The 12782-nt window shown below is 72.7% G+C and carries 5 protein-coding genes and 2 pseudogenes; all 7 read right to left on the bottom strand.

The features are described from left to right. Positions 1-25: 25 nt before the first annotated feature. Positions 26-2746 carry a lantibiotic dehydratase gene (locus ACIHCM_RS17175; protein ID WP_399895905.1) on the bottom strand — a complete coding sequence of 907 codons (2721 nt, stop codon included), beginning with the start codon at positions 2744-2746 and terminating at the stop codon, positions 26-28. A 12-nt stretch (positions 2747-2758) separates the two neighbouring features. Beyond that, positions 2759-4348 (bottom strand): nitroreductase family protein, encoded by a 1590-nt coding sequence (locus tag ACIHCM_RS17170; protein ID WP_399895902.1) that lies wholly within the window; start codon positions 4346-4348, stop codon positions 2759-2761. A 53-nt stretch (positions 4349-4401) separates the two neighbouring features. Next, entirely contained in the window at positions 4402-6339 is a 1938-nt protein-coding gene (locus ACIHCM_RS17165) for a TOMM precursor leader peptide-binding protein (RefSeq protein WP_399895899.1), read from the bottom strand. Next, a complete protein-coding gene (locus tag ACIHCM_RS17160; protein ID WP_399895896.1) occupies positions 6329-8533 on the bottom strand; it encodes a TOMM precursor leader peptide-binding protein in 2205 nt (734 codons plus the stop codon). Before ACIHCM_RS17160 ends, ACIHCM_RS17165 begins: the two co-directional genes overlap by 11 nt. 99 nt (positions 8534-8632) lie before the next feature. Beyond that, positions 8633-10537 (bottom strand): BTAD domain-containing putative transcriptional regulator, encoded by a 1905-nt coding sequence (locus tag ACIHCM_RS17155; RefSeq protein ID WP_399895892.1) that lies wholly within the window; start codon positions 10535-10537, stop codon positions 8633-8635. A gap of 646 nt (positions 10538-11183) precedes the next feature. Beyond that, positions 11184-11809 (bottom strand): annotated as a pseudogene (locus ACIHCM_RS17150) (carbohydrate ABC transporter permease); the annotation flags it as partial. After that, positions 11810-12450, bottom strand: a pseudogene (locus tag ACIHCM_RS17145) (carbohydrate ABC transporter permease); the annotation flags it as partial. It lies immediately after the preceding pseudogene. Positions 12451-12782: the final 332 nt, after the last annotated feature.

Genomic DNA, 12782 nt, shown 5'->3' with positions numbered 1-12782 from the left:
GCCTGCCACGCGCCGGGGGAGGGGTTCAGCTCGGACACGGGGCGTTCTCCTCGGTGCGTCGGGTGGCGGTGAAGGTCTCGACGGAGAGCTCGGCCACATGGCTGCCGCGCTCGGAGACGACGTGCAGACCGTTCTCGGCGGGCAGCATCTCGCGCAGCTCGACCCGGTCGTCCGGCGACTTGACCAGCGCCTCGAACGCGGTCAGCGACAGGAAGCTGTCGAAGTCGACGTACTGCGGCTTGGCGCCCGCGCCGCCCCGGGGGCCGCTGGAGACGGTGGCGAACACCCGGGCGGGCAGGCCGTGTTCGCGGCGCCAGCGCCGCCAGGCCAGGAAGACCTCGTCCTCCGGGGTACCGGCGGGGCGGGCCGGGAGGGACGCGGCGGTGGTGGACCAGCCGCGCCGGGCGAGGACGAGGTTGCCGTGCCGCACGCGCGGGCGGCGGGTGACGCCCTGGTGCGACGGGCCGTGCGGGACCCCGGCCCAGACGTCCAGCGGCGCCATCGACGTCGGCGACAGCAGCAGCAAAGTGCGCGGGGTCTCCGGCAGAGCGAGCGGCACCAGGTAGCCCAGGTACACGGGGATGACCTCGCAGCCGAGCCGCGTGGAGCGCAGCACCAGACGGTCCTGGGCCTCGTCGTGCTCCAGATGCAGATCGTCCAGGTGGATGCGGCGGTCCTCGGGGACACTGCTCGCCTCACCGGGACACACGATCTGGTAGTCGGTGAGGCGTCCGTGGAGGTTGAGGTTGCTGGTCACGGGGCCGCCGGTGAGCTCCGCGAGGACCGCTCCCGGCGGGGTGAGACGCACGCCCTGCTCGCGCAGCGCGTCCGAGACACCGGGGCCCGGGCCGCCGTCCCAGACGTGTGTGAAGCGGCTGAACGGGAACGACAGGCCGCCGTAGGAGCGGTTGAGCACCAGCAGCGGCTCCCCGCCCTCGGACGTCACCTGCAGGTGGTGGCTCTGCGGCGTGAACGGGGCGTCGAGTCCGTCCAGTTCGGCCGCGACCTCGTCGAGGTGCCCCTCCTCGAGGACGACATCGGCCTCGCCGGTGTGCTCCGCCCACAACGCGCGCATCCGGCCGATGAACGCCTGCCGGCCCCGGTCCAGGGCCTTGATCTCCGCGAGACCCAGCCAGTTCTCCTCCGGCACGTAGTCGCCCTTCGCGTCGAAGGGGGCGCGCTTGGCCGTGAAGGAGAGGTACTGGTCGAAGAAGTCCTCGTGGAAGTCGTGGACGAGACCGAGCAGGTCGTCGCACCGGCCGCCCTTGCCGTAGCGGGCGAGGAAGAAGCCCTTGAACGTCAACCGCTGCGGCAGCGTGAGGTCGAACGCGGGCAGGATCCGCTCGACGGAGCGCAGCGCCCCGCCCTCCGCGCCGGTCCACGCGCCCAGCCCGCACGAGACGTCGTCGCCCGCGTCGGCGTCCTCGTAGAGCAGGGTCTGCGGCAGGGACACCTCATGGGCGCCCAGCAGCCGCTGGGCGTCGCCCAGACAGACCCGCAGCCGGCGCAGCAGGTGCGCGCGTCCCGCCGTGTTCGCGTTCGGGTACGCGTCGATCAGCGAGGCCGCGGTGCCGAGCTCTCCGGCGAGTTCGCCGGCCCACGGCCGCTCCAGAGCCCGCAGGGCGTCCTGGAAGGCGCGCAGCGGGTCGGGCGTGTGCACGTCGGTGTCCAGGCACGGGACCCGGATCATGCCGAGTTGCAGAAGCGCCGACACGTACGTCTCACCGAGCCGGGCGTCCGCGCCGTACTCGGCGCACAGCCAGCTCACCAACTCCCCGTAGCGCAGGTCCTGGTCGCTCAGCAGCGCGATGAGCCGGTCCAGCGTCCCACTGCGCCGCAGGAAGAACAGCCGGTCCTTGACCGCGTCGAAGGTGACCGCCGCGTCGTCGTCGCCCGTGGTCACCCAGCGGCGCACGTAGCGCACGCGGTGGTCGTCGCTGCCCCAGCCCGAGGCGAGCCGGACCGGGAGGTCGGCGCGGAGCGCGGGGGAGGCGAGGATCTGCTCGGCGAATCGGGCGAGCACGACGACGTTCAGCCGCACCCGGCCCCGCCACTCGGCGCGCAGGCGCACGGAGGGGTCGTCGCCGTCGTCGAACGTGCCGAGGGCGACGCCCGTGAACGTGCTGAACGGGCTGGTCTTGCACGCCGTCCGGTACAAGTACGACAGCACCGAGCGCTCGACCTTCCGCAGCCGCTTGTCGGGACGCACCCCCGGGCCGAGGCGCATGTACGGCTCCAGGCGCGCCTCGAGTGTCGGCGACGCCAGCAGGAGCCCGTCGCGCAGCCGGTCCTCGTCCAGCAGGGTCTGCAGCACGGTGCGCGTGCGGGCGAGTTCCCCGCCCAGCAGCGCGGTTCCCCGGTGGCGCAGGTCGTCCAGCGCGCGCCGGCCGTCGAGCCACTGCCGGGTCCGCGCGGCCACGGCCGCATCGAGCGCCTCGATCAGGCCGAGTGCGGACGCGCTCCCCTTGGGCAGCCGGTTGTTGAAGATGTCCCGGCGCAACGCGAGCAGGTGCCGTCGTCGCCCGCCCTCGTCATCCGGGAAGGCCCGTTCGGCGGCCGGTACGAGCGCATGGAGTACGTCGCTCAGTTCCCGGCCCCGCTCCAGCAGTTCCTCCTCGGCGCACAGCACGTCGTCGGCCCAGCGGACGCTGTCCGGGCAGCGCAGGTCGCGGACGGTCTCGACGGGCAGGCCGGCCACCCGCAGGAGGAAGCGCCGGCCGGGCTGCCAACTGGTTCTCTGTGTCATGGCGGCTCCCGGTCAGGCGATGTCGGAGCGGAAGTCGGCGGGGTGGGGTCGCTCGTTGCCGAGCAGCATGATCAGCAGCGGCGCTTCCCCGGTGTCCTCGAGCCCCAGGTGCTCGATGTAGGAGATGTTGTCGAAGCCCAGGGCGACGCCGGCGCCGAGCCCGAGCGCGGCCGAGGCGGTGTAGAAGGTCTGCGCGATCGCCCCGACGGTCGCGTTCACCAGCCGGTATCCCCGGTCGCCGGTGGCGTCGAGCACCGCCGTCGTGCGCAGGGTGGGGACGAGGACCGCGCCGGTCTGCTCGAGGTTGTAGTTGGACAGGAAGTAGTTCTGCTGGAGGAACGAGCCCGGAGCGCCCGGCGCCACCAGCCGCAGCGTGTGCGTCTCGGGTTCGTAGGCGTACGCGCCGGGCTCGACGCCCTCGACATGGTTGACGAAGGCGTACAGCCGTGCCTGCCGTGGAGTGCCGTCGGGTTCGGCGTCGCTGCCGAGCCGGGTCTCGGCGCAGGCGGCGAGAGCGGTGGCCAGCTGCACCGCGGTCAGCGGGACGGTCGCGTCGAAGCGGCCGAAGCTGCTGCGCCGGGTGCGCAGTGCCGTGCGCACATCGACCTCGGGGAACACGGCGGGCGGCAGCGCGACCGGTTCCGCGACGCCGGCCGGGGTGGCCGGCGCGCAGGTGCCGAGGGCGCCCGGCGCCGGACGGGCGGTCGCGTGCTCCGCCGTCGCGCGGTGGATGCGGTGCAGCGTGTCGAAGTCGAGCACGGTCCGGGAGCGCTCGACATCCCGTCGGCGGACGGCCGCGCCGCCGCCTCCCCCCGGGGTGTCCGAGGCGGCCGGTGGTGTGTCCCAGAGCAGCGGTACGACGGCGAACAGCCCTTCCTCGTCCGCGCCCAGACCCAGCAGGCCGGCCAGCCGTGCCTCGTCGAACCACAGGGCGGGCGCCAGCCGCAGCCCACGGGCGCGCGCCCAGATCCGCCAGGTCTGCAGCAGCGCCCCCACGTCCATGCTCACGGCGTGGAACGAGAAGCTGTTGTACTTGAACGCGTTCTGCCAGTACTTGACGCCCAGCACCAGGTACTGGTCCGTCGCCTCACCGTGCGCTCCGAGGGCCGCGCGCACCTCTCCGCTCACGTCGCCCGCCAGCAGCCGCTGCATGGAGTGCTGCGGCGGTGCGTAGTAGTGCACGCCGGGGGTGAGCGGTCCGGACGGGCCCGAGACCCAGTAGACGCTCACGGGGTACAGGCCGCCGCCGGAGGCGGTGCCCCGGGACCAGTTGGCCTGCGGGTAGTGCGGCAGGGCCGCGAGGTCGGTGTTGGCCTGGACGCCGAGGCGCCTGCCCACCAGGCCGTAGGAGTCCAGGAGCATGCCGGAGAGCAGGGGCAGCGTGAACGGCTCCGCCGTGCCCGGGTGGCCGTCGGGCAGACAGCCGGCCGTGACCGTGGCGTGCGCGGGATACGGCGTGTCGGGCAGCGGGAACGACTCGGCACCCGGGTAGTACTTCGCCTTGCGTGGGCGGTCCGCCCAGTCGGGCACGAAGTCGGCCGGCTCCATCGGGATGCGGCCCCGGTGCATGATGGCCGTCGCGTATTCATGGGCGTAGCCCACGGAAGTCTCCTCTTGTGTGGCGTGGGGGCTGGCAGTGGTGCGGACGGGTGCGGTCACGGGAAGGGGTGCGGGGCCGGGTTGAGGTCGGCCGCCTCCAGGTCCCGCTCGCGCAGCCCCGCCTCGCGCAGTGCGGTGCGCAGCCGGGGCATGCCCAGGGCACGCTGGCGCGACCAGCCGAAGTCGATCGGCAGCAGGCCGGGGACGAGCACGCTGAAGGTGTGCAGCCCCAGCAGCCGCTGCTCGGGCAGGGTCTGGTCGACGACCACCACGTCGAACCCGGCGGCGCAGACGGCGGCGACACAGCGCTCCAGGTCGTCCCGCAGGTCGGGCGAGGCAGCCGCGCCGGAGGCGTCCGGCCAGCGGAGGTCGGCGACCGCGAGCGGAGCCCGGGTGACCGGGGCCCGCAGCAGGAAGTCGGCGTGGACGCCCATCTCGGGAATGCCGTAGACCAGCGGGTGGTCGTGCAGCGCGGTCACCCGCGAGAAGTCCTCCGCCATGGCGCGCAGCCTGGCCTCGTCGCGCTCGGACCTGCCCCGCAGGTTGACCGCGTCGGTGGCGATCTCGCACAGCGCCGCGTCCAGCGCGGACTCCGGATCCAGCCCGGCGCCCGCCCCGAAGCACATCCGCCCCAGGCCGCCGTCCAGCCGCTCCGCGACGCCGGTGACGACGGGGATCGGGAACGTGATGCGGGTGTCGAAGAACCGGGCCCGGTAGCCGTACATCGCCAGCCGGTCCACCATGTGCCGGGTGGCGGGGCGGGCACTGGTGGCGGGGTCGATCTCCGGCAGCGGCTGCTGTCCGTACCAGGCGAGCAGGAAGGCGTCCCGTTCGACGACTTCCATCAGACCGAAGTAGACGGCCTCCTCCACACAGCCGCCCGACGCACAGCCGTTCGAACTCTCCTGCACGAACCGGTTCTCCAGGCCCGGCGCGTGATAGTACGTCAGGATCTCGGGCACCAGCCGGGGCTCCCGGTCGCGCAGGGAGAAGCCCCACACCCAGGGGATCTCGCGGTCCGGGGCGAACGGCACGACATGCGGGTTCTCCCGGTGGAAGGTCTCCGAGTAGAGCCCCACGCGCCTCGGGTCGACCGCGTCGGCGCCGAACTCGTCGAGCGTCCCGGTCACCGTGGTCCGCTTGCCGCGCGCCCGCATACCCGCGTACCGCTCCAGTCCTTCGAGGACCCCGATGCGCGCCGAGGCGCCGAACGAGCCCGCGTGTCCGCCCCAGAACGTCTCGCGCAGGTACTCCCCGGAGCGCATCGAGAAGCAGCCGATGGTCGCGGACGTCGACGTGGAGGAGACGTCGTGGACGACGGACGGCCCAAGAGCACCGCACACCGGGTTCGCGAAGGCGGCGACGTCGATGTCGTACGCCTCGATGCTCCGCAGCCGGAAGGTCCCCGGCGCGTGCTTCGGCGCGGAGGCGAGCGTGACGACGGCGCCCTCGGGCGTGTCGGCCAGGGGCCGGGAGCAGGCCGGGCATCGGGGGTCGGGGACAAGGGGGTAGCGGCGGACCGACAACGTTTCCAGGTCCAGCACGAGCACGTCCGGGAAGGGCTCGCCCGCCGGTGACGTCTGTGCCTGTGCCACCAGTGAGGCGAGTGCCTCGGCGGCGAACGGTACGGCGTACGGCCAGGGTCCCGACTCGTGCGTGACGCCGCCCAGTTCGAGTGCGTCGCGCAGCGCCACCGAACGGACCGCCTGCCAGCGCCTGGTCAGGCACTGCGGGCACGGCGACCCGCCGTCGGCCGTGAGGGGGCCGACGACAGCCTGCCGCGCGTACAGGTGCACGGGGACCGAGCCCTGCTCGCACGGGCCGGGGGCCTCGGTGAACGCGTCGCCGAAGCCCAGCGCGCGCACCGTCACGGCCACGCCACCGTGGCCCTGCCCGTCCAGGGCCGTCCGCAGCAGGCCGGCCATCAGCCGCACCGGACTCGGCCCCGGGGCCGCCGGCGCGCCGGCCGGCCTGTCCGTGGTGCTAACCGACACGCCGGGCCTCCGACGTCAGCAGCACGCGCACCACGTGGACCCCGGCACGCTCCAGATCCGCGGAGCCCGTGGACACCACGAGGGCGTCACGGCGCTGTTCGCCGAGCCGGCGCAGCACGTCCGTCCACGACGGCGCCTCGGTCTCCTCGGCGCTCACGGTTTCCGTGACCTGCAGCGCCCGCGGGTCGAAGTCGACGAGCAGCGGATCCCCGTACGAGGTCCCGTCCGCGAGGCCCTGCTGCTCCAGCTGGACCTCGCCCAGCAGGTCACGCAGCGCCGCCGAGGCCGCGGCCGGGTACGACAGTTCGGCCGCCACCGCCCAGCGGGCCCCGGACCGGGCCAGCACCACGGCCACTCCGGAACGCTCCCGCTCCCCGAGGTCCAGCAGCTCCGCCTCGACGCCCAGATTGGCGGCGGAGCGCAGCAGGAAGGTGAGCTCGGCATCGGCGTCGGCGGGCACGGTGACACCGGGTACGCCGGAACCGCGCAACGCCCGCTGCAGCGCGTCGTACGCGAGGGCCGACAGCATGCCCCGCGCGGCGGCGTCGGTCGCGCTCGCCCCCGCGCTCATCCCGGCCGCCGTGGCCTCGAAGAGCCGGTCGCGGTTGCCGGCCCCGAACGGACGGACCGCCTCACCCGGCACCAGGAACCGCTCCTTGGTGAGCAGGGAAGTGGCCCCGGCCCAGCCGTGTACGTCGGCCTGCGTGCCGCCGATGCCGGTCCACGTCCCGAACTCGGCCGGGGCCAGGCGGACGGCCGGCATCGGCGCGCCGGTGCGCCGGTGGGGCACGACGTGTTCGGCGTAGGTCTCGGCGGCGCGGTGCAGGGCGCGCAGCCGGGCCCCCGCCACGTGATGGACGTCGGCGGCGCCCAGACGGCGGGTACGCCCGTGGCCGAGGGGGAGTTCCACGACGCTGAGCTTGAGCGGTGTCTGTGTGATGTCCTCGTCGTCGTAGCGCGAGAACACACCGGCGTGCGGCCGCAGCAGCACCGAGCGGCGGTTGAGCTCCTCCACCAGGGCGTCCGCCTCCCGGGCGGTGTCGACGGCCGGCAGGGCGAGTGCGCCGCCCCCGGTGTCCAGGCTCGCGAGATCGATCTCGGGGGACTCCGCCTCCGTGTCCTCCGCGCACCAGGGACACCGCGGGTGGGGCAGCAGCGGCTCCGAGGTGACGTCGAGCGACTCCATGTCCTGGATGACCAGCTGTCCCGCCGTCTCGGCGGGCAGCGCCCCCGTGGCCGTCTTGAACACCTCGTAGCCGAGCATGTTGCCGAGCATCGCGGCAAGGGGCCGCCCGGGGTGGGCGCCGGGGCCCTGCGTGGTGGCCGGCAGGTCCAGTGCGAGGGAAGTCCACACGTCGGCGGCACGCGCCGCGCCCTCGCCCGCCCCCAGGCGCAGCAGGGCGCACGCCCAGCATCCCGTCGTCTGCGCCGACATCGACGGACCGACCACCGCGTGCCGGCCGAACGACCAGGCCGGCAGGAGAGTGCGGCCCGCGGGCACTCCGGCGCGCAGCAGCGGGAACACGACGCGCGGCGCCTCGGGTCCGCCCGTCACGACGACGACGTCGTACCCCTCGACGGCGGCCCAGGTGAGCGGGGCGGAGGCGTCGAGTTCGTGGATGTCGACGGGGCAGCCGTCGGAGCCGGCGGCCGTCGCCTCGTCGGTGATCCCGTCCAGGTCGAGCCCGGGCAGCACGCCGATGGCGGCGCTGCCGTTGCGGAGCAGGCTCAGGACGCACCAGCGCGCCACCAGGTCGCTGCCGACGACGGCCACCCGAGTGTCGCGGAAGCGCTGGAAGCGCCGCGCGGCGTCGTCGGCGTAGTGGTCGGCGTACGCGATCTGGGCGGCGTAGCGACGCGCCACGTCGTCGGACGGTTCGGGCCCGTCGAAGGCCTCCGGCGAGGGTCTGGGCGGGACGGACCGGGCGAAGCCCCGTTCGTACAGGGTGCCGACGAGTTCACCGACCATCGCGCGCTGCCGGTCGCCGAACCCCGTGCAGATCTCGGCGACGGTGTGTTCGCCGTTGAGGTGGGGCACGAGCAGCGTGGCAAAGCGGTATGCCGACTTGGCCGTCAGGCGGAAGCCGCCGTCGGCGTTGTGGAAGAGGACACCGTCGGGGGTCTCGGTGAACAGGACGTCGCGCCGGATGCGGGGGCGGGACGCTGCGACGGCTTCGTACCGTGCGGAAGGCATGCTGATGTCACCTCTGGATGGGGGCCGGGTGGGAGGGGTGGCCGGGCGGTCGCCCGGAAGGGGGCCGGGTGAGAGCTCGGCCGGCGGGTGGTCGCTGTGTCAGCCGGGGGTCGCCGTGGTACCGATGCGCAGCCGTGGTGGGGCCGTCTCGTGCCGACGCGCGTAGATTTTGAGCAGTTCGTGGATGCGGTACGGCCTGGGCGGGCCTTCCTCGACGAATCCGGCGTCCGCCAGCCGTTCGAGGACCTCGTCGGACACGTCCGGGGGCGTCCTGCGGGAGTGCCCGCGCTCCGTGGCCAGCAGCACAAACGCCTCCCGCAACTCCGGACTGAGCCGGCGCAGCGCCGCCCCGAACACGCCGGGCACCGACATGAGCGGCTCGTCCGCCAGCGAGAGCCGGGCAGGCAGATCCGCGGCCAGCCAGCCGGCGCAGTCGCCGATGCCGAGGCCGGGACGCGTGAGCAGCCGGGCAGCGGCGATCCGCAGGCTCAGTGGGAAGTGACCGCAGATCCGGGCCAGTTCACGGGCGGCTTCGGGTTCCGCTGCGACCCGTTCGGCGCCCAGCGTGCTGATCAGCAGGTGGTGCGACTCCTCCGGGTCGAGTGTGTCGAGGCGGTGCACGACCCCGCCATGGGTGGCGATCAGACCGGCCAGGCCGCGCCGGCTGGTCACCACGGCGACGCCCTCGGCGGGGGAGGGGAGCAGGGGGCGTATCTGCTCCGCGCTCACCGCGTCGTCGAGGACGAGCAGACGACGTCCACATTCGTTCAGGGGCGGAAGCTGGGCCCGGGCCTCGGCGGCGTCGAGCGGACTGCCGTCCGCACGGGTCATCCGGACCGTGAAACAGCCGCCGGGAAAGGCCTCCTGAGCCAGGTGGGCGGCCTGGAGGGCGAGAGCCGTCTTGCCGATCCCCGGGGCTCCGGAGATCACCACCGGCCGGGTTGCCGGACCGCCGGTGGTCAACGCGCTGTGAAGAGAAGCGAGTTGAGCGGTACGGCCGGTGAAACAGGGAACGGGGGCCACCGGGGCGATCGTGGACGGGACCGCCGGGACCGGGGGAGTAACAGGGGCCTGCGCAGGGGGAGCGGAGGGTGGTACCGGCGCGGCGGGCGGTACCGGGAGCAGGTCGTCGTCCGGCGACGTGGGGTGCGGCGACGTGGGGTGCGGCGACGTGGTGTGCGACGTGCCGGATGTGCCCGACGGGAGCGCCGGCAGGGAGGCGGTCCCTGCCTCGATCGCGGCGATGCTGCGGGCCTGCGGGGCGCCGAGATCCTCACCGCGAAGAATCATCAGCTCCAGGCGCTGCAGGGGGGCGCCCGGGTCGATCCCGAACTCCTCCTTGAGGCGTTCCTTGACGGCTCGGATCTCCGCAAGGGCCTCCGTCTGGCGGCCGGTTCGGCAGAGCGCCTCGATCAACTGCTCGGAGAACCGCTCCCTCTCCGGGTGGCGTCTGGCCGCGTCCCAGACTTCCGAGAGCACCTCGCGACATCGGCCGCGTGCCAGCTCGATGTCGCAGAGCCGTTCCAGCGCCCGCAGGCGCTCCTCGGTCAGCCGGGGCGCCTCGTCGCGGTGGAGCATGTGCGACGCCACGTTGGCCAGCACCGGCCCGTGCCACAGTGCGAGCGCCTCCCTGAGTACGTGGGACTCGGTCTCGGCGTCGCCGGCGGAGTCCGCCGAGCGGACCAGTTCACGAAAGCGGACGAGATCGAGGGTCTCGCGGTCCATGCGCATCCGGTATCCACCCGGGACGGCCTCGATCGCGTCGTTCGCGATCCCGTACTTCGCGAAGATCCGCCGCAGCCGCAGCACGCAGCTCTGCAGGGCGGCCCGCGCGGTGGCGGGGGGCTCGGTGTCCCAGACGGCCCGCACCAGGTACTCGGTCGACACGGCCGCGCCGGAGTGGATGAGCAGGGCCGCCAGCAGACTCGTCGGCTTGGACGGCTGCAACACGGCGGCGTGCTCGCCATCGGCGATGCTGAGCAGCCCTAACAGCTGGAACCGCATCCTGTTTTTCGCTCCGTCTTGTCTGCTGACGGTACCGGCGGGCGGCTGATCCAGCTCGCTGCCGGGACCGACAGGAATACGAGTGCAAAGGGTCCGGGGGTGCTGACGGCTTTTTGACGCTCGATGATCCGAAAGGAAACGCGGAACGGGGGTGACTCTGTGGCAGCGGCCATCCGGTCCCCTTTTGGGGGGTGTCTTTCGTGCAGGTGCCAGCGAGTACCTTAAGTGATGTCCAGGAGCTACGTCGATCCCCGGTTCAGGAAAATTGAGCGGGCGCCGGATTTATGTCGCATTCCTCGAATGCTGCACTTGGTCTGTTTGTCCACCCTGTCGCGGTGGTCGTGAAGTCCCTTGCTGGAGTGGGGAGTTCCGGGTGCCGGCCCGCCTGCCGACCGTCGCGGATCGCGCCGGCCCCGAGGGCTCAGGGGGGTGGGAAGCTGAATATGTCTCTGCTTTATTGCCGCTTCGCTCGTACCGCGCCATTGCGCTGAAGGAATTCCTTGCGGGTTACTTGGAGTAGCAAAGCTGGCCCGGCGCGGTGATGGTTTCACGCTATTACCTGTTTCGGCGAACGAGTCGCGGAGGAGACGTTAATTCCTTCGGTCGCGCGGGCGTCGGAAAGGACGCGGTGCGGCGCGCGGACGTGTCACCCCTTCACTCCTCCGGAGGCGAGGCCGGAGGTGACGTGGCGCTGGAGCGCGAGGCAGACGATCAGCGCGGGCAGGGCGAAGAGCGTGGCGGCGGCCATCGTGGCGCCCCAGTCGGTGCCGAAGGTCGACCGGAAGGAGGAGAGCCAGACGGGCAGGGTGCGGCTGTCCTGCTGCTTGATGATCTGGAAGTTGGCGTAGGTGAACTCGTTCCAGGCGGTGATGAATCCGAACAGCGAGGTGGCCATCAGGCCGGGCGCCAGCAGCGGGAACGCCACCCTGCGAAACGCGCCGACCCGGGTGCAGCCGTCGACCTGCGCGGCCTCCTCCAGCTCCGGGGGGATGCCGGCGATGAACCCGCGCAGCACCACGACGGTGAACGGCAGCGTGATCATGAAGTAGACGAGGGTGAGCGTCGGCAGCCGGTCGGGCATGCCGGTGTCGCGGGAGATGAGGTACACGGGGATGATCAGCGACTCCCAAGGAGCCATCTGTGCGATGAACACCGCCAGCATGAACTGCCGGCGGCCGCGCCATCGCAGCCGCGCCACCGCGTAGGCGGCGCCGAGGGCGACGACAGGGCGAGCAGGACCGCGCTGAGGGTGACCAGGATGCTGTTGCGCCAGGGCAGGACGGTGGTGGCGTCACCGGGCCCGCCGCGGGTCATCACCCAGAGCTGGACGAAGGCCTTGAAGGTCCAGATGACCTCCAGGGACAGGACGAGCATCAAGATCGGCCGGAGGAGAGGAAAGGTCACGGGGCCGAAGACGCGGGCCGTGCCGGCGCCGTACATGCGGGCCGACTCGTACAGCTCCACCGGCACCGTGGTGAGAGCCGAGTACAGCGTGATGGCCGCGAAGGGTACGGACTGCCAGACGACGAGCACGACGACGATGGTGAACGCGGCGCCGCCGTGGGCGAACCAGGGATAGCCCTCGAAGGAGTGCAGGCCGAGGCCGGTCAGCGCCTCGTCGACGATGCCGAACTCGGAGTGGAACAGCCACTGGAAGACGGTGGTGGCGGCCACCACCGGCACCGCCCGGACCAGCACCAGCGAGCCGAGGACCGCGGTCCGGCCGATCCTGCAGACGTTCGATCACGAGCGCGACCAGCGTCGAGATGACCATGATCGCGACGACGCCGACCGCCATGAACACGAAGGTGCGGCGTACGGCCTCCCAGAACCGGGTCGGCGAGCAGCGTGCGGTAGTTGCGCAGCCCCACGAACTGGGCGTCTCCGAGGATGAGCCGGCGCGCGATCAGCAGGTAGGTCCAGGGGGAGCCGCGGTCGCGCCGGTGGGTGGGGGTCGGCCCGTGAGGGGCGCTGCCGGGCCGGGGGCCCCGGAGCTACGCCGCCCGGCCGGGCGATGCGTGGTGGAGCGGGGTGCGGTCCGCGCGCGGGCGGTCGACACGGCGTCTCCTTGTCCGGGCGGCGGGTCTGGCGGGGGAGGGGCGGGTACGGGCGCCGGTGTTCGTCCGGCGTGCGGGGGACGGGGCGCCCGTGAGGCACTCGTGGCGACGATCGGCGTGGCGGGGTCCCAGGAGCCGGCGTTGAGGGTGTCGATGATGGTCCGGGACGCCTCTTCCGCCTCCGCGCG

Source organism: Streptomyces sp. NPDC052023 (assembly GCF_044548465.1).
Classification (GTDB): domain Bacteria; phylum Actinomycetota; class Actinomycetes; order Streptomycetales; family Streptomycetaceae; genus Streptomyces.
This window is presented reverse-complemented; position numbering and strand designations above follow the sequence as displayed.